This window comes from Deltaproteobacteria bacterium PRO3 (genome assembly GCA_030263375.1).
Taxonomy (GTDB): domain Bacteria; phylum UBA10199; class UBA10199; order DSSB01; family DSSB01; genus DSSB01.
In genome coordinates this window covers 40,930-62,395 of record SZOV01000004.1, presented here as the reverse complement: position 1 = coordinate 62,395, position 21,466 = coordinate 40,930, and the positions used below count along the sequence as shown (strand labels likewise).

The 21,466-nt window shown below is 63.7% G+C and carries 17 protein-coding genes; 8 read left to right on the top strand and 9 right to left on the bottom strand.

The window, feature by feature from the left end:
* Positions 1-8: 8 nt before the first annotated feature.
* Complete coding sequence (locus FBR05_01510) at positions 9-1,652, bottom strand: acyl-CoA dehydrogenase (protein MDL1870865.1); 1,644 nt, start codon at positions 1,650-1,652, stop codon at positions 9-11.
* A gap of 151 nt (positions 1,653-1,803) precedes the next feature.
* Between FBR05_01510 and FBR05_01505 the strand changes: the two genes are divergently transcribed.
* Complete coding sequence (locus FBR05_01505; GenBank protein ID MDL1870864.1) at positions 1,804-2,703, top strand: hypothetical protein; 900 nt, start codon at positions 1,804-1,806, stop codon at positions 2,701-2,703.
* A 71-nt stretch (positions 2,704-2,774) separates the two neighbouring features.
* On the opposite strand, the gene FBR05_01500 is transcribed toward FBR05_01505, so the two are convergent.
* The 4 genes from FBR05_01500 to mce all read right to left on the bottom strand — a co-directional run bounded on the left by FBR05_01500 (position 2,775) and on the right by mce (position 8,288).
* The gene (locus FBR05_01500; protein ID MDL1870863.1) at positions 2,775-3,434 is read right to left on the bottom strand and encodes a hypothetical protein; all 660 of its coding nucleotides are present in this window, start codon (positions 3,432-3,434) and stop codon (positions 2,775-2,777) included.
* Positions 3,435-3,660: 226 nt separating this feature from the next.
* Positions 3,661-6,558, bottom strand: coding sequence for a sensor histidine kinase (locus tag FBR05_01495; GenBank protein ID MDL1870862.1), 2,898 nt, complete (start codon positions 6,556-6,558; stop codon positions 3,661-3,663).
* A 285-nt stretch (positions 6,559-6,843) separates the two neighbouring features.
* Entirely contained in the window at positions 6,844-7,836 is a 993-nt protein-coding gene (locus FBR05_01490; protein MDL1870861.1) for a CoA ester lyase, read from the bottom strand.
* Between the two features lie 32 nt (positions 7,837-7,868).
* A complete protein-coding gene (gene mce, locus FBR05_01485) occupies positions 7,869-8,288 on the bottom strand; it encodes a methylmalonyl-CoA epimerase (GenBank protein MDL1870860.1) in 420 nt (139 codons plus the stop codon).
* 228 nt (positions 8,289-8,516) lie between these two features.
* Here mce and FBR05_01480 point away from each other — a divergent pair, with 228 nt between their 5' ends.
* The 4 genes from FBR05_01480 to FBR05_01465 all read left to right on the top strand — a co-directional run bounded on the left by FBR05_01480 (position 8,517) and on the right by FBR05_01465 (position 13,593).
* A complete protein-coding gene (locus tag FBR05_01480; GenBank protein ID MDL1870859.1) occupies positions 8,517-9,848 on the top strand; it encodes an NAD-dependent malic enzyme in 1,332 nt (443 codons plus the stop codon).
* A gap of 158 nt (positions 9,849-10,006) precedes the next feature.
* Positions 10,007-11,542 carry a methylmalonyl-CoA carboxyltransferase gene (locus FBR05_01475; GenBank protein ID MDL1870858.1) on the top strand — a complete coding sequence of 512 codons (1,536 nt, stop codon included), beginning with the start codon at positions 10,007-10,009 and terminating at the stop codon, positions 11,540-11,542.
* Positions 11,543-11,555: 13 nt separating this feature from the next.
* The gene (accC, locus tag FBR05_01470) at positions 11,556-13,073 is read left to right on the top strand and encodes an acetyl-CoA carboxylase biotin carboxylase subunit (protein ID MDL1870857.1); all 1,518 of its coding nucleotides are present in this window, start codon (positions 11,556-11,558) and stop codon (positions 13,071-13,073) included.
* A 7-nt stretch (positions 13,074-13,080) separates the two neighbouring features.
* Positions 13,081-13,593: a biotin/lipoyl-binding protein gene (locus FBR05_01465; GenBank protein MDL1870856.1), complete on the top strand. Its 513-nt coding sequence runs from the start codon at positions 13,081-13,083 to the stop codon at positions 13,591-13,593.
* A gap of 78 nt (positions 13,594-13,671) precedes the next feature.
* On the opposite strand, the gene FBR05_01460 is transcribed toward FBR05_01465, so the two are convergent.
* Positions 13,672-15,030: a DUF1302 domain-containing protein gene (locus FBR05_01460; protein MDL1870855.1), complete on the bottom strand. Its 1,359-nt coding sequence runs from the start codon at positions 15,028-15,030 to the stop codon at positions 13,672-13,674.
* 3 nt (positions 15,031-15,033) lie between these two features.
* Positions 15,034-15,777, bottom strand: coding sequence for an outer membrane lipoprotein-sorting protein (locus FBR05_01455; GenBank protein MDL1870854.1), 744 nt, complete (start codon positions 15,775-15,777; stop codon positions 15,034-15,036).
* 318 nt (positions 15,778-16,095) lie between these two features.
* On the opposite strand from FBR05_01455, the gene FBR05_01450 reads away from it, so the two are divergent.
* The 3 genes from FBR05_01450 to FBR05_01440 all read left to right on the top strand — a co-directional run bounded on the left by FBR05_01450 (position 16,096) and on the right by FBR05_01440 (position 20,248).
* Positions 16,096-16,818, top strand: a complete 723-nt coding sequence (locus FBR05_01450) for an ABC transporter ATP-binding protein (GenBank protein ID MDL1870853.1) — start codon at positions 16,096-16,098, stop codon at positions 16,816-16,818.
* Between the two features lie 170 nt (positions 16,819-16,988).
* Positions 16,989-18,323, top strand: a complete 1,335-nt coding sequence (locus FBR05_01445; protein MDL1870852.1) for a hypothetical protein — start codon at positions 16,989-16,991, stop codon at positions 18,321-18,323.
* Positions 18,324-18,346: 23 nt separating this feature from the next.
* Positions 18,347-20,248 (top strand): hypothetical protein, encoded by a 1,902-nt coding sequence (locus tag FBR05_01440; GenBank protein ID MDL1870851.1) that lies wholly within the window; start codon positions 18,347-18,349, stop codon positions 20,246-20,248.
* Here the strand turns inward: FBR05_01440 and FBR05_01435 are convergent.
* Positions 20,234-21,070, bottom strand: a complete 837-nt coding sequence (locus FBR05_01435) for an RNA polymerase sigma factor (protein MDL1870850.1) — start codon at positions 21,068-21,070, stop codon at positions 20,234-20,236. The two genes, FBR05_01440 and FBR05_01435, sit on opposite strands and share 15 nt — an antisense overlap.
* Positions 21,066-21,464 (bottom strand): hypothetical protein, encoded by a 399-nt coding sequence (locus FBR05_01430; protein ID MDL1870849.1) that lies wholly within the window; start codon positions 21,462-21,464, stop codon positions 21,066-21,068. The genes FBR05_01435 and FBR05_01430 overlap by 5 nt, the downstream gene beginning before the upstream one ends.
* Between the last annotated feature and the right edge of the window lie 2 nt (positions 21,465-21,466).

Sequence of the window (21,466 nt, the reverse complement as noted above, 5' to 3'; positions counted from 1 at the left end):
AAAAATTCCTACAAATATTGTTTAAGCAAGGCGGGGGCGATGACGCGCAATGCCAGCACTTCCTCGGCCCCTTCGAAGATCGAAAACACCCGCGCGTCGACGAAGTAGCGGCTGACCGCGTATTCCTCGGCGTAGCCGTAGCCGCCGTGGATCTGCAGGGCCTCGCGGGTGATCCACTCGCTGATCTTCGAGGCGTAGAACTTCACGAGCGAGGCCTCCATCTGCCCCTTGTGCTCGTCCATCAGGCGGCAGGCGTGGTAGGTGGCCTGGCGCGCGGCCTGGATGAGCGCGGCCATGCGCACCAGCTTCCACTGGGTCATGCCGTACTCGAAGATCGGCTTGTTGAAGACCTTCCGTTCGTCGGAATAACGCAGCGCCGACTCGAAGGCCGCCTGCATCACGCCCAGGGCGCGGGCCGCGGTCTGCAAGCGCCCGCCGGCGAAGCCCTCCATCTGCATGTAGAAGCCCTTGCCCAGGCCGCCCTCGCCGCCGATCAGGTTCTCCTCGGGCACCCAGTAATTCTCGAAGGCGACCTCGTAGGAGTGCATGCCGCGGTAGCCGATGGTGGGGATGGCCTTGCCCTCGATGTGGCCGCCGTGCTCGGGCTGGTCGTACTTGAACTCGTGGCCGTCGAAGCGCGGCTTTTCGGCGATCAGGATGGACATGCCGCGGTGCTTCTTCGACATGTCGGGGTCGGTGCGGCAGAGCACCATCAGCGTGTCGGCGTAGCCGGCGAAGGTGCACCAGGTCTTGACGCCGTTGATGACCCAGCCCTTCTGCCCCTTCGACTCCTGGGGGCGGGCCGTGACCTTCATGCCCGCGACGTCGCTGCCGTAGTCGGGCTCGGTGACCGCGACGCCCGCCATGCGCTCGCCGCTGGCCAAGAGCGGCAGCCATTTTTGCTTCTGCGCGTCGGTGCCGCCCTTTAGGATGGCCTTTGATAAAATTTCGGGGCGCGTGATCAGGCTGCCGGCCACGCCCAGCGAGCCCCGCGAGAGCTCCTCGGTGACGACGCACATCCCGGTATTGTCGGGCTTGGCGTCGTCCTGAAAGCCGCCGTAGGCCTGCGGGATGGAGAGGCCGAAGCAGCCCAGCTCTTTCAGGCCGTCGATGATCTCTTGCGGGATCAGCAGGTCGTGGCGGTGGACCTTCTCGGCAAGGGGCGCCACTTTGTCCTCGGCGAACTTCTTGAAGGTCTCGCGGAACATCTGGTGGTTTTCGTCCAGGCCGTAGCTGCCTCCGTGGTTGGCCTTTTTGATCAGCTGGGCGATGCGCGCGACGTTGTCGGCGGCGAGGACCTTCTCGACGTCCTTGGTGAGCTCGGGCTTCCAGATCGTCTCGACGAGCTTGGACTGGTCGACGCCCCACTCGTGGAAGTGGAAGCTGACCTTCTGCGAAAAATTGGCGACCATCTCGGCGGTGAAGTATTCGGCCAGGGCCTTCTCGAGCTCGCCATGCTTGTCGGCGTAGGCGCAGATCTGCTCAGCGGCGTAGACCTCGGAGGCCACCCAGGCCAGGTCGTAGGCGGTGCCCTGGAAGGCGTCGAGCTTCGCGGTGGAAATGTCTTTTCCATCCGCGGCCTTTTGGGCCAGAAAACGTCCGCATTGTTCGAGGAGGGTCTTGGCTGCCGAGAGGGCGTTTTGGGTATTCATAGTGACGGGGCTTCTAGCCAGGACCGGAAGGGGCTGTCAACCCAAAGAAACCGCCGAGAAGACGGCCGCTTAGGGCCTTTGCTCCGCGGTTGACAGCGGGACGAAAACCGCCGATGTAGGCCCTGGCTCGGATCTCAAAAAGGAGTCCCTCATGCGCTCGACCTTGGCTGCCCTCGCCCTGCTGCTCGCCTCCCTGGCCTTTGTGCCGGCGATCCAGGCCCAAAACACACCCGAATCCGCCTACGCCGAATGGGTGGCGGCCAGCAAGGCCGGCGACCTCGAAAAGATGCTGGCCCTCTCCTCCAAGGAAAAGGTCGACGAATTTAACAAGGACATCACCACCCCCGAGAAAAAGGCCGAGGTCCGCGAGCTCGCCAAGCTAATGGCGCCGATCAGCTACAAGGTGAAGAAGACCGATCTCTCCAAGGACGGCAACAAGTCCAGCCTGCAGCTCGACGCGATGGCGCGCGACTTTTTCACCCTGAACGACCCGAAGGCGAAGCCGCAGAAGGAAAACATCGAAGTGCGCCTGGTCAAGGAAGGCGGGGCCTGGAAGGTCGACAAACAGTGCTCGGGCAAGGACGGCTGCGGCAAGGAGCCGGATTGGGTGCAGGGCGCCTGGGGCAAGACCCTGCCCTTGGCCAAGGGCGCGACGGTGAAGGCCGTCCCGGGGAAGGCTGCGAATTTCGGCGGCGCGAAGGCGAAGGGCAAGGCCTACGCGGTCGACTTAGTCTTCACCCTTCCCGAAAACGGCCCCTCGCTCAGCTACTTCCTCCACCGCTCGCCGACCTTCGCGGAATTCTATGTGATGGCCCAGGGCGAGACGATCACCCCGATCGCGCGGCGCGAGGAGTTTCCCAGCAGCTTCAGTGAAGGCAAAGCGGAGATCCAGGTGTTGGAAGAAGGAACCTCCTACTCCCGCTCCACCGGCTTCACCGGCACGGGAACCCTCTCGCTGCTCTTCGACATCCCCAAGGAGCTGCAGGGCGAGAAGCTGCTGCGCTTCATCGTGACGGTGGATGATGAGAAGTATCCCTTCGAGATTCGATAAAAGACCGCGAGTCCTTGAAAAGAAACAGGCCCTCGCGGGCCTGTTTCTTTCTCCCAAAATTTCGCGAAAACTTACTGCCAGTTGACCGCCGCCGGCACCCGCACCCACTCCGTCGCGGTGGGATTGCCCAGTTCGGCGAGCTTCGCGATCATGGCGCCCGCCACGGTGTCGCCGGTCGCGGCGAGGTCGAGGACGGCGGGGCAAAATTCCGGGTTTTGCAGTACGGCGCGGAGCATCGGGCCGTAGAAGCTGTCCTCCGCATAGATCTCCGCGTAGCCGATCAAGGCGGCCAGGTGGTCGAAGCCGGCGGCCTGGTTGAGGACCGCAAAGGCGGCGTAGCTGCCCTCGGCCGCGACGCCGGCGATGCTGAAAAAGAAATCCTGCGGACCGGCGGCCACCAATTCCACCAAGAGCCCCTGGACGTTCGCGCAGCCGAGCTCGGCCAGGAGGGCCAAGCGGGGCAGCAGCGTGATGTCGGCCAAGGCGGCCTCGCCGTAGGCCTGAAGCTCGGGTTGGGCGGCGAAGAGCAGCTCCTCGGCGGGAAAATTCCCTTCCAGGGCCAGGTCGGCCAACTGAAGCAGGGCGATGGGGTCTTGGGTCGCGGCCCGCTGCAGGTCTTGCCAATTTTGGGGATCGGAGGTGCTTACGGTTTCGGAAACAGGCTGGGGTTCAATGAAGGTTTGGGGTTCGGACGGCGGGTTCGGGATCTCGTATTCGGCGAATTCCAACATGCTGTTTCCTCCTTAGAAAGGCCCTCGATGGAGGAAATTTGAAGCAAGCCCTGTGCCATTTTCAGCGGCGGCGCGCTCACGAAAAAAGGCCCCAAAATCGCGGAATCTCTATGCGATTTCCCCCAGCTCCGGGGGCTGCCGCCCCCTTCGGCCCGCCAGCCTGGGGCCTCGGAACCTCAGTTTTTTCCCAGGGGCCGCCGGCCATCCGCAGATAATCCGGTTTCCGCTAGTGACGCCGGCGAAAGACCTGAAGGTGGAGGTTGGTGCTCTGCGCCGAGGGGACGATGGCATTGGACCCGGAATCAACGTCGGGCAAATCCTCGGCAAATAGCCGCTCCCAGACGCGGGGATCCAAGTCCAGATTCCGCAGCTCTTTGAAGGCCCCGTAGTAATGGTCGCTCTGCAGGACCAAAAATCCTCCCGGACGCACGTCCCGGCCCAGGTATTCTCCCATGGACACTCCGCCGGGCCGAATCATGTCGCGGGGGTTGGGATGTCCCCAATAGACGATGTCCGAGGGGGAAGGCAGGTCGATGGCCTCCGGAGCATGGTATTGGATCCGCTCGCCCTCGGCCTCGGTGAGGATTCTTCCCAACCACCGGGCATGCGACCGCATCATGATCCCGTCGGGTTCTTTGATCCGAAGTCTCGAGCCCAAACGCAGGACCGTGAAGGCGGTGTCCAGCAAGGGGCCGGAGCCGTTTTCGAGCACCGCCAAGCGTTCCAGGGGCTGGCCCGCGGCCAAGAGGCGATGGAAGATCTCCAAACGCCGCAACCGCAAGGCGCCCGATTGAAGGGCCTGGGCTCGCGAAACGCCAAGATCCTCCGGAAGCGAGGGTCCGGGCGGGACCTCTTGGATCAAGCGGCGGATCGCCAGGTCCAGGCCGGCCGCCGGCACCATGAAGCCCTCGTCCAGGTTGGTCTCGAGCCGGGTAGGGCCGCCCTGCCCCATGCGGTCCACAGGACCCGCGCGCCTCCCGGAAAGGCCCTCTCCGCCGGAGAGCAATTGCTCACCGGGGATCTCGAAGCGGAACTCGCTGCCCTCCCCCGCCCGGCTCTTCACCCAAAGCGGACCCCAGCCCATCCGGCGCAGGTTCTCGATAACCGAGGACAGGCCGAAACCGTGGGAGCGGCTCAGGTCGACGCGCGATTCCCGAAAGCCGTGACTGCCGAGGCTCGCCAAATTCTGGGCCTCGATGCCGATCCCGTCGTCTCGGACGGAGAATTGCAACCCGCCGCCCGCCAGCCGAGTTACCTGAATCTGCGCGTCGACCGCGTCGCTCCGGCGGTATCTCCAGGTATTGGTCAAGAAGTTCGCCAGGATATCCCCCAGGGCCCGCGCCGCCTGGCCGCCCTGGGCGAGGTGGATGTCGTCAAGCCCCTCAAGCTTCAGCCCCTTGCCCACCCGCGAGACCAGCTCCTGCGATTCGGAGGCGGCCATGACGAGGCCTTCCTTGACGGTCTGCCCCACCGAAAAGCCGTTCCGCGGGTCGAGCTGCTGCAAATAGAAGGCGTCCAGCGGAGTCCCCTCGCGAAGGTCGGCGGCGGCCAGGCCCATGATCTGGAAAAATTGCGGGCGATGGGACAGGTCGTGCAAGACCCGATCGAGGGTGTTGTCTTCGGGCCGGCGCTCGTAGTCAGGGGCGCGACGGGCCTGAATCACGATCTTCGAGAGAAGCCGGCGATAGGCCTCGAAGGCCTGCGCATGGGACTGCGTCTGAGCCATCAGCCCGTCCAAGTAAAGCGCCTCCTCGGCGGGGAGAGACTCGCCCTGAGCGAGGGATTCGTGCAGGCGCCGCAGGCGCGCGAAGTCGGCGGCGTAGTTCTGGCTCATCGCCTCCTGCCAGGCGTAGCCCCAATCCGCCACCCGTCTGGCCAAATCCTCGGGCAGGGCGATGCGGGGCTGCGCGCCGGGATTGTCCCTCCAGAGGCGCATGAAATGCCGCAGTAGTTCCGGAATCGAGGCCTCTTCGGGGACTCGGATGTCCAAGGGATCGGCGGCCTCGACCCGAAGGCTTTGGCCGCGGCCTTCCAGCTGGCGCGGTTGCCCAAAGCCCTCTTCGCCAGGATTCAGCGCCTGGCTAAGCATCGGTCCCTCGAGGGCCTGCGCGAAGGCGAGGCGCGTGGGAATCCGGAGCGGCCGGCGCAGCAGGCCTTCCGCATGCAAGTCCATGGCGCGCTCCCAACCCCGAAGCCCCGGTCCGCCGAGACCATGCAAGAGCCGACCGCTCACGTGGAAATGCAGCAAGGTCGCCAGGCTCTCCGCAAGCCAGGCCTCGGGGGCCTGCGCGGGCCTCAGCCCCGCCGCCTGCTCAAGGCCGTGGGCCAAGAGAATGCCGCCCAACATGCCCATCTGGGGAAACAGGAGGGCGGAGACCCGCCCCGTGGGGGAAAGAGCGGGCTCGGCTCCGATCCAACGGCGGTGCAGTCCGCCAGCGGCCGCGCCGCTCAACTTCATCGCGCCGATAAATAGGTAGGCGGAAAGCAATTCATGTCCCACAGAGGGATGCCCGGTGCGGCCGGAAACCTCGAGGGCGGCGTGAACACCGCGACTGGCCGCGACGAAGGCCGGGGCCTCCAGCGCGAAGCCGGCCGCATGGGCGAGGAGGCGAGTGGTCGTCGGACTAAAAGTTCCAGCGGCGGCGAGCTCCCCCAGAGTCCAGGCGCGGGTCAGGCGGAAGACGCCGCCCGCGCAGGCCATCCCGATCAGCAGCCCAGGATCCGTCGCCTCGCGGGCGAAATGCCGCAAAAAGTTTTCCCCGCGCTCGCCGAAGTTTCCGCCGCCGCGCAGGACCTCGATTCGGGACCGGGCGCTGCGGGCATACCCCGAGGTGAACCCGCCGGAACCGGAGTTCTCGACGAGCCATGTGTAGACCGCGCCGGCGAGGGGAAGATTCCCCTCCGCCTCGCCCCGCCGTGCGAGGGCGAAGAGCGCCTCGCCCAACAAGGCGGGGCTCGTCTCGCGCGCGAGACCGGACAATTCCGCCCGCATGGAGGCGTTTATTGGAATGCCGTCGGATTGAAGGCGTTGCAAGAGGGCCGGGACCGAAAGGTCCGGGTGCGCGGAGGCCTGCGCCTCCGCCGGACGCGGGGCGACCCCCGCGGAGCGAAATATAAAGACCATTTTTCCTTACCCGTGAAAAGGCTCCCGCTACCCTGCGAAAGCCACCGCCCTCCCCAAACCCGTGGCCTCCTGGAACCTTGGATCAGGAGGCTGTCGGGGCCGGCGGCCGAACCCGCCCCTTGCTCGGCGTCGGTCCCGGAAAGTTGCCTGGGGAGCCGATTTCCGGGCGAGGCGGGAATCGCGGCGTCGTCCTAGGACGAAATCCCGGCCCGGGGATAGGAAAATCTTATCAAAAAAAAAGGCAGGTCTCGCGACCTGCCTCTCGCCAAAATCGATTGCGGAAATTTACCCGAAGAAGGCCTTCTCCGCCGCCTCCGGCAGCTTCTGCCCGGAGATGTGTGCGCGCTGCACCAGCTCCCAGAAGTAGCGGTAGGTGGCGCGGTCGTGGAGCTCGCCCTCGAACTGGATCGGGCCCCAGTTGGCCTCTTGCGCAGCCACCAGGATCTGCGCGCCCTTCTCGACGCCCTTGTAGTCAGGCAGCATCGCCGCGACGATGGCGTCGATCTGGGTCGGGTAGATCGACCACATGCGCAGAAAGCCGAACTCGTTGCGGGCGCGGCTCGCGTCGGCCTTGGTCTTCTCGGCGTCCTTCAGGTCCAGCGTCACGTTGTGCGCAGGGATGATGCCGTTGGCCAGGGCCGCCGCGCAGACCTGCGCCTTCGCGCGGAAGATCAGTGCGTGCTCGAACTGCCCCGGCGAGCGCATGCAGGCGTCGGGGATGGCGCCATGGTGGCCGGAGACGAAGTCCATCAGGCCGAAGTCCAAGACCTGCATCCAGGGCAGGGCCGCGATCTCGAAGGCATCTTTCAAGGCGCCGTGGGTCTCGATCAAGACGTGGATGGGAATCTCGCGCTTGATGCCGTTCTTCTTCGCGACCTCTTGGATGTAGGCGATCATCTCCTTCACCTGCCCGACCGCGGTGGGCTTGGGGATTGTGATGTAGGCCAGCTCGTTGCCGGCGCCGCCGACCAGGATATCGACGTCCTGCTTCCAATGCGCATTGGTGTAGTCGTGGATCCGGGCGCCGGCCATCTTGTGCTTGTTGAGCGGGCCCTTCGCCATCGCGACGATCATCTCGGCGTGCTCCTTCTCCTTGCCGGTGGGCGCGCCGTCCTCGCAGTCCATCGTGATGTCGAAGACGCCGCCCTTGGTGTTCTGCAGCTCCATCGCCTTGGTGATCAGCTTTTCGGAGCCGGCGAAATGCTCGCAGGAAGGGATGATCGGAAAGGGCTTTTCGCCCGCGAAGAGGGCCTCGTTCGGATGCACTTTGGGACTCATGAGAGATTTCTCCTATAGATTTGAATTCAAACTCAATGGTCGGCGACGGGCTCGGAGAGCTCGAGCAGGACCCCGCCGGTGGACTTGGGGTGGACGAAGGCGATGCGCTTGCCGTGGGCGCCGATGCGCGGCTTTTCGTCGATCAGCTGAACGCCCTGCTTTTTCAGCTCTTCTAGGTGCTGCTCAATTCCACTGACCTCGATGCAGATGTGGTGCAGGCCGCCACGCCCCTTCTTCTGCTCGAGGAAGTTCGAGATGGGGCTGTCGGGCGAGGTGGGGAAGAGCAGCTCGAGGTTGGTCTCGCCGACGCCGAAGAAGGCCGCCCGGACCTTTTGTTCCTCCACCTCCTCGATGTGCTCGGGCCCCTTGCCCAGCAGGCTTTGGTAGAGCTTGACCGCCTCTTCCAGGTTGGGGACGGCGATGGCGACGTGATCGACTTTTTTGAAGGACATAAACGCTCCGCTCAAGTGTCGAAGTGCTTGAGTGCCTAAGTGTCTAAGTAGCTAAGGAACAACAATTAACGCAATACGCGAAGGGGCTACTAAAGCGCCTACACCCTTGTCAACTGACGAGTATACTACCGCTCGATTAATAACTTAGACACTTAGGCACTCAAACACTTCGACACTTAGAATCCCCTTGACCCCCCTCACATTTCGCGGGAGATTAAAATCCCCTTTATGTCGAATCAAAAACTCATCCGCACGCTTCGCTGCAAAAACCGCAAATTTATCGGAGTCTTATCCAAGCTGATCTCGACCATCTCCCAGATGGGCGGCGACATCGGCAATATCTCGACGGTCAGCTTCGGCGAGCTGCACAACATTCGCGACATCACGATCATCGTCAACGACGAGGACCATCTTAGCGCCATCGTCAGCGCCGTGCGCAAGATCCCCGAGGTCGAGCTCGAATCGGTCATCGACGAAGTCCTCGAGCTGCACCAGGGCGGGAAGCTCCTGGTCCGCCCCAAACTGCCCATCCAGTCCATCGAGGACCTGCGCAAGGTCTACACCCCCGGTGTGGCCTCCGTCTGCAAGCTGCTCAAAGAAGACCCCAGCCAGATCGAAGTCTACACGACCATCGGAAAGACAGTCGGCCTCTGCACCAACGGCAGCCGCGTGCTGGGCCTGGGCAATCTCGGCGCCGCCGCCTCGATGCCGGTCATGGAGGGCAAGGCCGCCCTCTTCCAACAGTTTTCCGGCCTGCACATGATCCCGGTCCTGATCAACACCCTCGACGTCCAGCGCTTCATCGACACGGTCGAGACGATCTCGCCCACCTTTTCCGCGATCCAGCTCGAGGACATCCGCACGCCGGATTGTTTCGAAATCGAGGCCGAGCTGATCTCGCGTCTGAAAATCCCCGTCATGCACGACGACCAACACGGCACGGCGACGGTCGCCTTGGCGGCGACGATCAACGCCTGCCGGGTCGGAGGCATCGAACTGAAAAAGGCCAATGTCGGCCAAATCGGTCTGGGAGCGGCGGGCTCGGCGATCGCCAACCTGATCATGAAATATACCGGCAATCCGGTCTACGGCACCGACGTCAACCCCGAGGCGAAAAAGCGTTTCGAAGGGATGGGCGGCATCGTCGCCGAGTTGAAGGACTTGCTGAAGAAATGCCAGGTCGTCGTCGCCACGACCGGCCTCCCCGGCCTGATCAAGGCCGAAGACGTGCAGAAGGGCCAGGTCATCCTCGCGCTCAGCAACCCCTTCCCCGAGATCACCATCACCGAGGCCCTCGCGGCCGGCGCCGCCTTTGCCAGCGACGGCAGCCGGGTCAACAATCTGCTCGGCTTCCCCGGCATCTTCCGCGGCGCCATCGAGGCCAAGGCCCTGCGCTTCACGCCCGATATCTTCATCGCGGCGGCCCTGGCCATCGTCGGCCAAACCCCCGAAAACGAGCTGATCCCCGACCCGCTCGACCCCCTGGTCCACGCGGCGGTCGCGAAGGCCGTGGCGAAGGCGGCGGTGCAGGCGCGAGTGACGCGCGATTTCCTCAAATAGGGCCTGCGCGGATCCCAGCTACGACTGCCTGGAATACCGCGTCGAAATTCCCTTGACCCCCCCGGGCCGAAAATCTATGAGCCCTAGGCGCCCTCACGGGCGCCGGATCCCCGAAATCTTTAACGTTTATCAGTGATTTTATGCCCACCAACCGCGAAATGTCCGAGCTTTTGAAGAAGAAAAACGACGAGGCCGAGCTGGGCGGCGGCGCCGACCGCATCGCCGCGCAGCACAAGGCCGGCAAGCTGACCGCCCGCGAGCGCATCGACTTCCTCCTCGACCCCGGCAGCTTCGTCGAGCTCGACCGTTTCGTTACCCACCGCTGCTCCGACTTCGGCATGGAAGACAAGAAGATCCTGGGCGACGGCGTGGTCACGGGCCACGGCACCATCGACGGCCGCACCGTCTTCCTCTTCGCGCAGGATTTCACCAGCTTCGGCGGCTCGCTGGGCGAGGCCTTCGCCCGCAAGGTCTGTAAGATCATGGACCTCGCCATGAAGACCGGGGCGCCGGTGATCGGCCTCAACGACAGCGGCGGCGCGCGCATCCAAGAAGGCGTCCAGTCGCTGGCCGGCTATGCCGACATCTTCCTGCGCAACGTGCTGGCCAGCGGGGTCATCCCGCAGATCTCGGTCATCATGGGGCCCTGCGCCGGCGGCGCGGTCTACTCGCCCGCCTTGACGGATTTCATCCTGATGGTCGAGAACACGGCGCACATGTTCATCACCGGGCCCGAGGTCATCAAGGCCGTCACCCACGAAGTGGTCAGCAAGGAAGACCTGGGCGGCGCCCTCGCCCACAACAGCAAGTCCGGCGTCTCGCTGCTGCGCGCGCCCAACGACCAGGCCGCCTTGCAGCAGGTCCGCGAGCTGTTCGCCTTCCTGCCCGCCAACAACCTCGAGGACCCACCTCTGGCGAATTCCAAGGACGACCCCAACCGCGTCGACGAAAAGCTCGACGCCCTGATCCCGGACAGCCCCAATAAGCCCTACGACATGAAGGTGTTGATCAAGAGCACCTTGGACGACGGTTATTTCTTCGAAGTGGGGCCCGACTTCGCCAAGAACATCCTGATCGGCTTCGGCCGCTACAACGGGCGGGTCGCCGGCATCGTCGCCAACCAGCCCCAGGTCCTGGCCGGCTGCCTCGACATCGACGCCAGCATCAAGGCCGCGCGCTTCGTGCGCTTCTGCGACGCTTTCAATATCCCCATCGTCACCTTCGTCGACGTGCCGGGTTTCCTGCCGGGCACCGACCAGGAGTTCGGCGGGATCATCCTGCACGGGGCCAAGCTGCTCTACGCCTTCTGCGAGGCCACGGTGCCCAAGGTCACGGTCATCACCCGCAAGGGCTACGGCGGCGCCTACGACGTCATGAGCTCGAAGCACATCCGCGGCGACATCAACTTCGCCTACCCCTTTTCCGAAATCGCCGTGATGGGCTCAGACGGCGCGGTCAACATCATCTTCCGCAAGGAGATCGAGAAGGCCAAAGACCCTGAGAAAGAGCGCGCCCGCCTGACCGAGGAATACCGCGCCACCTTCGCCACGCCCTACAAGGCGGCCGAGCTGGGCTACATCGACGAGGTCATCGAGCCGCGCTTCACCCGGGTGAAGATCGTCAAGGCGCTGGAGATGCTGAAGAACAAGGTGGACAAGAATCCGCCGAAAAAACACGGAAATATTCCCCTGTAGTGGCGGCCCTCTCATGGTGACTCAACGCAAAATCAAAAAAATCCTGATCGCCAACCGCGGCGAGATCGCCGTGCGCGTCATCCGCGCCTGCCGCGACATGGGCATCGCGACGGTGGCGGTGTTCAGCGACCCCGACCGCGCCGCGCTGCACGTGCGGCGCGCCGACGAGGCCGTCCACCTGGGACCCGCCTCGCCCAAAGAGAGCTACCTCAACGTCGACAAGCTGCTCGCGGCGGCCAAGGCCACCGGCGCCGACGCCATCCACCCCGGCTACGGCTTCCTCTCCGAGAACGCCGACTTCGCCCGCGCCGTCACCCAGGCCGGCTTGATCTTCATCGGCCCCGACCCCGAGGTCATCGTCAAGATGGGCTCGAAGATCGGCGCGCGGCAGATCGCCGAGGCCGCGGGGGTCCCCGTGGTGCCGGGCATCAAGCATGCGCTCAAAAACGCCGACGAGGCCCTCGAGGTGGCAAAGAAGATCGGCTTCCCCGTCCTGCTCAAGGCCGCGGCGGGCGGCGGCGGCAAGGGCATGCGCGCGGTGCGCGAGGAAAAAGAGCTCAAGAGCGCCTTCCAGATGGCGCAGAACGAGGCCCTCAATTCCTTCAAGGACGACGCGGTCTACGTCGAGAAACTGGTCGAGGGTCCGCATCACATCGAGGTCCAGGTCTTCGGCGACCACCACGGCAACGTCGTGCACCTCTGGGAGCGCGAGTGCTCCGTGCAGCGCCGCCACCAGAAGGTCATCGAGGAGTCCCCCTCCCCCTTCATCACCCCCGAGACCCGCAAGGGCGTCTGCGAGATGGCGGTGAAGCTGGCCAAGGCGGTGGGCTACTACAACGCCGGCACCATCGAGTGCCTGGTCGATCACAAGCAGAACTATTATTTCCTCGAGATGAACACCCGCCTGCAGGTCGAGCACCCGATCACCGAGATGGTCACGGGCATCGACTTGGTGAAGGCGCAGATCCTCGTCGCGCAGGGCGATCCCCTGCCCTTCAAGCAGGAAGACATCCAGCAGCGCGGCCACGCGGTCGAGTGCCGCGTCTACGCCGAGGATCCTTTTCATAATTTCATGCCCGCGCCCGGCCTGGTCGTCGACATGCAGTACCCGCTGGGCCCCGGCATCCGGCTGGACAACGGCATCTACCAGGGCTTCCAGGTCCCGATGGACTACGATCCCATCCTCGCCAAGCTGGTCGCCTACGGCCGCGACCGCGAGGAGGCTATCCAGCGCATGCAGCGCGCCTTGAGCGAGTACCGGGTCAGCGGCCCCAAGACCAATTTGTACTTCCACCGCCGCGCCCTCGCGATCGAGGACTTCGTGAAGGGGAAATACGACACCCACTTCATCGACAAGCACATGAAAGAGATCCTGAGCGTCTCCCGCGAGGACACGCAGAAGGCCCTGATGGCCGCGGCCCTGGCGAAGCACTTAGAGGAAAGCAAGGCCCGTCCCGTCAGCCACGCCGGCGGCGTCTCCGACGCCTCGCCCTGGCGGCTGACAGGACGCAAACTGGGATTGCGAAGTTAATTTTTATATGTCACGAATCTACACCGTATTGTTCGAAGACCAAGAACGCCAAGTCGAGATCAAGAGCGTCGAGGGCGAATATGAAGTCACGCTCGACGGCGCGACTCACCGCTTTTCGCCGCTGTTGGCGAAGGGTTCTCTTTATTCTTTCCTGATCGACGGCAAGGAGGTCCTCGAGGCCGACGTCGTCTTCCGCCAGGACACCTGCGAGCTCAATCTGCAAAACATCCCCTACCACCTCGAAGTCTTCGACCCGCGCCGCCGCGTGGTCTCGCAGAGCGAAGCGTCGGGCGGCGGCCACGGCCTGATCAGCGCCCCGATGCCCGGCAAGATCGTCGACGTCAAGGTCGCGGTGGGCGACAAGGTCGAGAAGGGCCAGGCCCTCGTCGTCATCGAGGCAATGAAGATGCAAAACGAACTTGCCGCGGCGATCGACGGGGTCGTCCAGGAAGTCAACGTCAAGGTCGGCGAGGCGGTGGAGTCGGGGCAAAAGCTTGTCTTGGTCGCGAAAGCCGAGTAAGCCGCGCTCCCTCCCAAATCCCGCCCGGGCTTATTCTTCCCGCCTCGCAAATGCGCAGACGGGCTAAACCGCTTTCCTTTAAAATTTCCAGCTGGTGTTCATAAAGATGCGGTCGCTGTGGTCGAACTCCCCGTAGAGGGTGTCCTGCGGCCCGCTGAAGATGTCCGCGCCCCAGGTCAAGGTGACCCCCGGCGTGACGCGGTAGTGCAGACGCGGGCTGACCTGGGTGTCCCCCGCTTCCAGGCCCACAATGAAGATCAGCTCCGGCACCAATTTGGCCTCGAGGAATTCGTGCTCGAAGCGCAGGAAGATCCATGTGTCGACGATGTCGTCGGCGACGTTCGCCGTCTGGCCGAAGATGGCCTGCTGTTGGAACTCGGCGTTCATGTCGAATTCCCCGAGACTGTAATCGAAACCGACTACGTAGCGGAATTGGTCGCGGCGGACCACTCCGTTGTTGAGGGCAAGGTTCTGCGCGTTGAAGAAGCGCCCGATCGTGTAGACGAACTCCCCCCGCAACACCGCCGAATCGCCGATCGACTTGCTGAACGTGGCGGCCAGGTGGTGGACGCGCTTGTGCTTCGGGTCCAGGACCAGGGTCGGCGTGCCCGCCGCGTCGACGCCCAGGGTCTTGAACAGCGCGGGGACGTGATCGGGACTGGTGTAATAGAACCAGGCCAGGTCCCAACCCTTCACCAAATAGGAAAAGCGAACGCCGCCGTTCCAATGCTTGAAGTCGGTCTGCGGCTTGTCGTCGGGCAGAAGGATCTGGTTCACTCCCGGCGGGGGCGGCGGGATGAAGAAGGCGAAGTCCGCGCCGGGCGGGGCGAATTTATCCACGCTCATGTCCGGCGACAACACCGCCTCCAGGGTCCAGCCCGGCAAAAAATTATATTGGAGGTCCAAGGCCCAGATGGGAATCCGGACGTCCTCGAAGCTGGGTAGGAAGAATTCCCTCAAATCCTTCGGCGTGACTACGTCGGCGAAGAATTGCCCCAAGGCCTCGCCCCAGACGATCTGCTGGTTCCCCAGGCGGATGTTCACCTTGGGGGCCGCGATGTCCAGGTAGGCGTCCCGGATGGTGAGCTCCTTGCGCAGGCTGTCGCGCACGTCGGGCGGATACTGATCGGTCACGTCGTAGACGGCGTCGTACCAACCGCGGCCGCCCAGCTTCATCTTGAGATGGTCGTTGAAGGTGAACTTGGTCTCGGCCTTCACGAATTGCCGGATCTTGCTGAAATTGCGGGGCGAGGCGATGCGGTAGGCCGTCTCCTGCCGCAACTCGACGCTGTATTGGAAATTGTCCCGCCAAAATGAGGCGCCCTCGCCCGGCTTGGACTCGGATCCCACCTCCTCGGCGGCCGCCGGGACCGCGCCACAGAGACATGCCAGAACCGACAGCCCCGCCCATAGCCGCCGCCAATGAGGTTTCGCCACCGGCTACTCCAAGGTCTTCATGTAGTCTTTGGTGAACATGTTTTCAGCCAGGTCCTTCTTCACCATGGACTTGAACTCGAGAATGGATTTCTTGTTCTTGTTCAGGGTGTCGCGGAATACCAGGCGCATCGGACGAATCGCGCCCGCCTCGCTGCGGAAGTCCTCGAAGGTCACGGTCTTCAAGGACTGACCCGAGACGGTGAAATACTCCGCCTGCACCGGCCGGTTGTCGGACTTCGAAACCCAGTAGCGGATCTTGCTATAGGTTTTCTTCGGCGATTTTGCGGCTAAATCGAGAACATACACGTCCTTCCCCTCGACCTTCTCCTCGCCCGCGAGAACGGCCGTATAGTCGTTGGAAAAATTCGCCCTGGCCATGTCTCCGTTGGAGACGTCCCCCACCAACCGCTGTTGCAGGGGGATGCGCACCGGCTTTTTCACCTTGGGGAGATATATCCAAAGATCCTCCTCGACCATCAGGAGGCTCTTGCCCTTCTCGGAGGCCGGGAGCCGAAACTCCACCAAGGAATGGTCCAGATCCCTCACGAAGACTTTGTAGCCGTTTTCGGATTTTTTTTCGGCGCCTTCGTAGGTCGTCACGGTCGCCTCGAACTCGTAGGAACCCTTCGGCGCGCGGATCGCGTCGGCCTTGGCGACGATCTCGTTGGGATCCGCGGCCGCCGCGGAGCAGATGCCGCCGAAACCCAATTGAAGAAGAATAAAACCCGACACCCACTTCCTAGTCATAAGAGATAACCCCCATTGGATATTGGATAAATCGAACCCTCGGGGAAGTATAAGGGCAGAACCGGCGGCATCACAACCAATCTTGCAAGGCGCCCGCAATTTCCGCGACCCTTCCGGTTCCGTCAAAAGCCTGACGAGCTCCGGGAGAAAATTATCAGATTGAAACGCGGCCGCGGGACGCGCCAGCGGAAAACAACCATAAATTCATGGACTTTTTCCTAGAACGATCGGCACATGGATTGCATTTCTATCTTTTCGTGTCGCAAGGCCTCGCGCCTCGCGCACCATACCGGGTCATCTCAGGGGAAAAGGGTCATCATGGAAATCTTGCAGGCCCAAGACGTGGTCAAAGAATACACCTTGGGCAAACTTCACGTCCAAGCGCTGCGCGGCCTCAGCCTCGCCATCAACTCCGGGGAAATGCTCTGCATCATGGGCCCCTCGGGCAGCGGCAAGACGACGCTGCTCAACCTGCTGGGGCTCCTCGACGAGCCGAGTTCCGGGAGCATCCTCCTGCAGGGCAAGCCGACGCAAAATCTCTCCTATAAAGAAGCGGCTCGGCTGCGCAGCCGTTTTTTGGGTTTCATCTTTCAATCCTTCAACCTCTTCCCGGTCCTGAACGCCTTCGAGAACGTGGAGTACCCGCTGCTCTTCCACCCGTTGACGCGGAAGGAGCGCCGCGACCGCGTCTGGGCCGCCTTGGCCGACGTGCAGCTCAGAGAAGTCGCCCTGCACCGGCCGGACGAACTCTCCGGCGGCCAGAGGCAGCGGGTCGCCATCGCCCGCGCCCTGGTGACCCATCCGCTGCTCATCCTCGCCGACGAGCCGACAGCCAACCTGGACAGCGAATCCGCCGAGGCCATCATGGCCGCGATGCAGCGGCTCAACCAGAGCCACCGCACCACCTTCGTTTTTTCCACCCACGACCCCCGAGTCGTGCACCACGCCACACGGATCGTCAGAATCAGCGACGGCGTGATACAACATGACGGCCCTCAAGCGACGGTGACGAATCTCCTGGAGAAACGTCTCTCTAAGTAAATCACCCGGGAGGCCCGCAAACAGGAGGCCCCGCGACCCGCCCTCAAGTGAACCCCTCGGAAAATAGTAGGTTTTTCGAAAAAGATTGGGAGGTTGACAGGCCCGAGGCGCTCTTGTAGGAGCAGCCCAAAGGGCGCCCCAGGCGCCCCATGGAGAGGAGTCCCACAGGAATGGTCGACAAGAAATCCGCCCTGGACTACCACGCCCAGGGCCGGCCCGGAAAAATCGCCGTCACCCCCACCAAACCTTGCGCCACCCAGGAAGACCTTTCCCTGGCCTACACGCCCGGCGTGGCGGCGCCATGCCTGGAGATCCAGGCCAATCCCGCGGAGAGCTACCGCTACACCGCGCGCGGCAACCTGGTCGCGGTCATCACCAACGGCACCGCCGTCCTGGGCCTGGGCGACATCGGCCCGCTGGCCGGCAAGCCGGTCATGGAGGGCAAGGGCGTCCTGTTCAAAGAATTCGCCGACATCGACGTCTTCGATCTGGAGATCGACGAGAAGGACCCCGACAAGTTCATCGACATCGTGCGCTCGCTCGAGCCGACCTTCGGCGGCATCAACCTCGAGGACGTCAAGGCGCCGGAGTGCTTCTATATCGAAGAGCAGCTCAGCAAGCGCATGAAGATCCCCGTCTTTCACGACGACCAGCACGGCACGGCCATCATCTCGACGGCGGCCCTGATCAACGCCCTCGAGATCGCGGGGCTCAAGGCCGGCGACGTAAAGGTGCTCTTCTCCGGCGCCGGCGCGGCCGCCGTCGCCTGCGCGAAGATGTTCCTCTCGATCGGCGTGAAGAAAGAAAACGTCTTCTTGTGCGACCGTCAGGGCGTGGTCACGAAGGACCGCAAAGACCTCGAGCCCAACCGCGGCTTCTTCGCCCAAGACGGCAAGGCCCGCACCATGGCCGACGCGGCGAAGGACGCCAACGTCTTCATCGGCCTCTCCGGCCCGGGCCTCTTCACGCCCGAGATGCTGGCCTCGATGGCGCCCAACGCCATCGTCTTCGCGATGGCCAATCCGATCCCCGAGATCGGCTACCACGAGGCGCTGGCCGTTCGGAAAGACATCATCATGGCGACCGGCCGCTCCGACTATCCCAACCAGGTGAACAACGTCCTGGGCTTCCCCTTCGTGTTCCGCGGGGCCTTAGACGTCGGTGCCACCAAGATCACCGAGCCGATGAAGCTCGCCGCCGCCAAGGCCCTGGCCTTCCTGGCCCGCGAGAAGGTCCCTCTCTCGGTCTGCCAGGCCTACAAGCTCAAGGAGCTGCAGTTCGGTCCCGATTACATCATCCCCAAGCCGCTCGACCCGCGCGTCCTGCTCTTCGTGGCCCCCGCCATCGCCAAGGCGGCTATGGAGTCCGGCGTGGCGACGCACCCGATCCCGGACTTCACGGCCTACCATCAAAGGCTGCAGAACCTCCTGATCGCCAAGTTCAAACGCGACGACGCGATGGAAGAGAACACGCTGGACTGGCAAATCGGCTACGCGGCGCTTTAAGCGGTTTTGAAAAACGAGGGCCCATGAAGCGATTCCTCATCTCGTTTAAGGCGGCCCTGCTCTTCGCGATCCTGCTCTTCGGCCTACAGTGCCTGCTGTTCTTCTACGCGCCCTCTTTCTACCTGCCCTCCCTGCGACAAATGACCTTGCCCGATTTCATCGTGCGCGACGTGGCGTTGCGACTGGCCAAGATCGGCGGGCTTTACCTCGCCTGGGCCGGGTTCTTGGGCGCCGTCAATGCGGCGCTGGTCGGGTGGGCCGCTAGCGGACCGGCGGGGCGGTCCGAGAAAGGCCTCCGCGCCTTCGGGGCCTTTTTCTTCCTCGCGGCCGCGCAGACCGTCTTCCTCTACGGGTGGACCGCCTGGCAATACCCTTCCGTCCTGGGCTTCCTCCCGATGTTTTGGGAGCAGAGCCTGATCGTCGGCTTTGCGCAAATCCTCGCGCTGGGAATTTTGTTTCTCCTCTTGGCCTTCGCCATGCTGCGGCCCCGGGGCCTGCGCAGCGCCGCCGCCTTGGGTCTTGCGGCCCTATTGCCGACGCTGCTGCACGCGCCCCTGGCCGGAGACTCCGCCTTGGACCTGCCGCCGGTCCGCACCGCCGCGACGAAGCAGCCGCGCGTGCTCCTGCTGGGCTTCGACGCCCTGGACGGCGACAGCGGCAATGCCGCCTTGGCCCGCGCCGCCGCGGGCTTAGGCGGAAGGATCTTCCGCCAGGCCTTCACGCCGCTGCCCGCCACGCACCCTGCCTGGAATTCCGTTTTGAGCGGCGTCTATCCCGAGCGCCACGGCGTGCGTCTTTTCTTCGACTCCCCCCTGCCCAATGCGGCGGAGTCGCTGACCCTGCAACGCCGCCTGCGCGACCGGCACGGCGGGCACAGCCTCTTCGCCTCGGACCAACCGGAGACGAGCTACTTCACGGCGGAGCGGGGCTTTTCGGAATCCGTGATCCCCGAGATCGGCTGGAAGGCCCACTTGGGCGCGGCGCTGCTCAACCACTTCGTCTTCCCGGCGCTTTGGACCAACAACGCCTTCGTCGAGAACCTGCGCGGCTTCAGCCTCAACTCGCCCTCGCTCTTCAATTACGACGCGCCGCGCTTCTTCAATTTCGCCTTCCGAAAATTCTCGCGGCTCCCGGAGGGGGCGAGGTTGATGGCCCTGCACACCTGCCACCTGCACAGCCCGATACGCCTCGCCCGGCGCGAGCTCGCGGGGCTGGAGGATTGGCTCCGGCTTCGTCCCAAGGACTTCTCCTTCTGGCGCTGGTCCAAGCCCGGCGACCCCTTGAGCCGGACGCCGGAGGGCTGGCACAACCCCTATTTCCTGCGACGGCCGGGCACGCTACGCCTCTTGGAGGAGCTGGTCGCGGAGCTGCGGGCCAAGGGATACTTTGCGAGCCACCGCGTCGCCTTCCTCTCGGATCACGGCGAGCGCTTCGTTGCGGGTCACGAGATCTACGGCGGCATCCACGGCATCGACCTGAGGGGCCGCGAACAGAACAACCTCCTCTTCGGGATCTTCGACCCGCGATGGACGGACTTGAAGGAGGTCGAGACGCCCGCGAGCCTGGTCGACCTGGCCCCGACCTTGATCGCCCTGCACGGCGGCAAGGCCGAGGGCTACGACGGCGTCGCCCTCTTCGACGCCGAGGCGCGCGAGCTTCCGCCGCCGCCCCGGGCGCTACGCGGCGAATCGATGGGGCTGATCGCGCCCGAGGCCTGGGCCGGAAGTTTTCCGCAGATCCCGGCGGGAGAGCTGGAGGCCGAGCTGGAGTATCGTCCGGACGGCTCCATCGGCGTGAGCGCGGACTATTATCGCTTGAGTCTATCGCGGAAGGAATTCGTCGACCTGACGAAGGTCCCCGAGATTTGGGTGCGTCAAGAGCGCCGCGAGGACGCGGGCCAGGTGGGGAGCCTAGGGCTTCAGTAAGCCCTTTTCCCCCAGGGCGCGGCGCAGCAGTTGGAGCAGCTGCTCGTGAAAGCGGTCGCTACCGTTATGCAGGGGATCGATGCGCGAGACGAGCTGCAGGCGCTTGGGAAAGGTCGCCTCGGGTTTCACCGAGGGTTGCAGCGGGAGGCCGCGCAGCTCTTCCTCCGCCTCTTCCGGCCCGAGCAGCCATTCGCCGAAGACCCGGCACTGCTTGCAGGGCGCGCCGGCCTTCACCAGGCTGCAGCGCTCGGCAAAATTCTCCTGCAGGCTCTCCGACGCGGAAGCGGCCTTTTCCTCGACCTCCTCCGGCGAGGCCCCCATGACGCCCGCGGCCTCCCCCGCGGTGAAGCCCTCCATTTGGGTCAAGAGGAAGGCGTTGCGCTCGCGGGGAAAAAGCGATTGGAGGGTCACGGTGAAACAGAAGTCGACGTGGTCCGCGAGGGAGTATTCCTCTTCGCGGGATTCCAGCGTCTCTTGCAGCTCGTTCTGAGTCGCTTCGTGCTCCAGGAGGTAATCCTGCAGGACCTCCAGGGAGCTTTCGCCCCAGGGCTGGGCCCCCTCGGCCGCGCGGTCGGCGAGGCGGGAGGCGATTTGAAAGAGTCCTTCCCTAAAGGCGGCTTCGGCTTTCGACTCGGAGAGCGCGGTATAGGCCCCGAGCAGCGCCTCCTGGCAGAGGTCCTCCGCCTCCCCGCGATCCGCGAGGCGGCGGTAGAGGTAGGCCAGCAGGCGCGGCCTCAGCTTCTCCGCGGCCGCGTTGAAGAAATCTTTCCCCAGGGGATTTCGAAGATTGTCCGAACTCAAGCAAGCTCCTATTTCGTTAATCTTGGTAGGTGGCCAGTCCGACCGCTAATCCCACTCCCAAGGCAAAGGCCATCCCGCCGAAAATGGAGCTTAAGGTTACAATAAGGGTCTTCTTCTCGTCGACATCGAATTTCTCCAGGGAGGAGAGTTCCTCGCTTCCGTAAAATTTCTCCTGGGAATTTTTCCGGACCCGGACGCCGTTATCCTCCAAGGTGACGTTCCGCAGGCGGAAGCGGCTCTCCTTGCCGTCGGGCCCCACCAGGCGATACAGCTCTTCCCCCTGCTGCTTCTTCTCGGGATAGGCGTTTTGGATGTCGCGAAGGCTGGCCGGCCGCCATTGGCCGCAGGCGAAGAAGAAGGGAAAAAGAGCCGCCAACAGAAGACAGGCAATAAACTTTTCACTGAAACGCTTCATAG